Source organism: Bradyrhizobium sp. 137 (assembly GCF_023074095.1).
In the GTDB taxonomy this organism is placed as follows: domain Bacteria; phylum Pseudomonadota; class Alphaproteobacteria; order Rhizobiales; family Xanthobacteraceae; genus Bradyrhizobium.
This window is the reverse complement of the sequence record NZ_JADPKU010000032.1, coordinates 1-1,703: the sequence shown is the minus strand read 5'-3', so window position 1 is coordinate 1,703 and position 1,703 is coordinate 1. Positions and strand designations below refer to the sequence as shown.

The 1,703-nt window shown below is 61.1% G+C and carries 1 protein-coding gene; it reads left to right on the top strand.

All coding sequences use genetic code 11. From position 1 onward, the window contains the following. Window positions 1-69 precede the first annotated feature (69 nt). Window positions 70-1,626 carry an ISL3 family transposase gene (locus IVA78_RS05985; RefSeq protein ID WP_247418993.1) on the top strand — a complete coding sequence of 519 codons (1,557 nt, stop codon included), beginning with the start codon at window positions 70-72 and terminating at the stop codon, window positions 1,624-1,626. Window positions 1,627-1,703 lie beyond the last annotated feature (77 nt).

Below are 1,703 nucleotides of genomic sequence, written 5' to 3'. Positions count from 1 at the left end.
GGGCTCTGACTCACTTTTGATGCAGTTTTGGGAACGTCTGGCGCTTTGATTGCGAGGAGAATCAGCGCCATGCAGCAGGCACTCCAGCGCTCCAGTCTGGTGCCGAGTGGGTTTGTTGTAGAGAGTGCGTACTTTGAAGGTGATAAGGCCGTTATTGCGGTTCGGGCGTCGGGAAGCGTTGGTCTGTGCCCATCTTGCGGAACGGTTTCCCGGCGCGTCCACAGCCGGTACCGGCGCCGTGTAACCGATCTTCCCCTTTCGGGACGGATCGTACAGCTTCTGGTCATTGCTCGTCGCTTCCGTTGCGACGCCGTCCTATGCGGGCGCCAAATCTTCACCGAGCGCTTCGCCGAAGGGGTACTGGCACCATCGGCGCGACGCACAGCAAGGCTGGATTCTATCGTCCATCACCTCGGCCTGGCGCTCGGCGGTCGACCGGCAGCAGGCTTCGCAAAACGGCTGATGCTGCCGGTGAGCAAGGACACGCTCCTTCGCGTAGTTCGGCGCCGTAGCCGTCCGCCGGCTGATCGGCTCAGGATTATCGGCATTGATGATTGGGCCTGGCGGCGCAATCATCGATACGCCAGCATCGTCTGCAACTTAGAGCGGCGCCGGGTAGTCACCCTGCTCCCGGATCGGGAGCCGGCAACTGCCCAAGCCTGGCTCGCTGCTCATCCCACGATCGCGATCGTTGCCCGTGACCGCGGCGGAGGATATGGCGAAGCGACAGCAAAAGCCTTGCCGCACGCGGTACAGGTCGCAGATCGCTGGCATCTGATGGAGAACGCCAGTCGCGCCTTCCTCGATGCCGTTCGCAAATCGATGCGCCAGATACGCACAGTGATCGGTGCGACGACGATTGATCCCAAGCTGCTAACAGCCGCAGAGCGGATCCAGTATGAGGGTTATCTGCACCGCGAGGAGACCAATGCGGCTATCCTGGCTCTGTCGAAGAACGGCATACCCATCAAGCAGATCGTGCGCCAGACTGGTCACAGCAGGAAGCTGGTACGACAGGTGATCCGGGGCGAAAGAAACGATGTCTTCCGGACCCGGCAAAGTTCGTTGGACTTGCATTTGCCATGGCTCGACGATCAGTGGGCATCCGGCTGCCGCAACGGAGCTGAACTTTGGCGCCGGTTAACGGGGCGCGGCTTCCGAGGCTCGCTCCGCGTCATCAGCGAGTGGGCGACCCGCAGGCGACGGGCCGAAAAAGCCGACGCACAAAATCTTGCGCGGATCCCGTCAGCCAGAACAATTGCGCGCCTCATGACAATCGGGCGGGATTTGCTTACGAAAGCGGAGTCCGTCACGGTCGCGGCAATCGAAGCTGGCGTACCAACGCTGGTCGAGGCACGCGAGATCATCGCGGAGTTCCACAGGATGATCCGGCGCAAGGCCGAAGCAGGGCTCACGCTGTGGATCGAACGCGCCCGTGCCAGTCTTGTTGCCTCGTTCGCCAGCGGCGTCGCAAAGGATGAAGCGGCGGTTCGGGCGGCAATCACTTCGCCTTGGTCCAACGGGCAGACTGAAGGTCAGATCACCCGCCTCAAGCTCGTGAGACGACAGATGTACGGTCGCGGAAAAATCGATCTGCTTCAGGCCAGATTAATCGGGGCAGAATAATCGGAGCTGCACCAAAATTGCGTCAGAGCCCCTTTTGGATGCCGATAGGGGGTCCCAGTCGAACGCCGATTGACAGC

Excerpts from the sequence above, each read along its gene's own strand:
- IVA78_RS05985 (WP_247418993.1), top strand. The coding sequence starts at position 70 with ATGCAGCAGGCACTCCAGCGCTCCAGTCTGGTGCCGAGTGGGTTTGTT.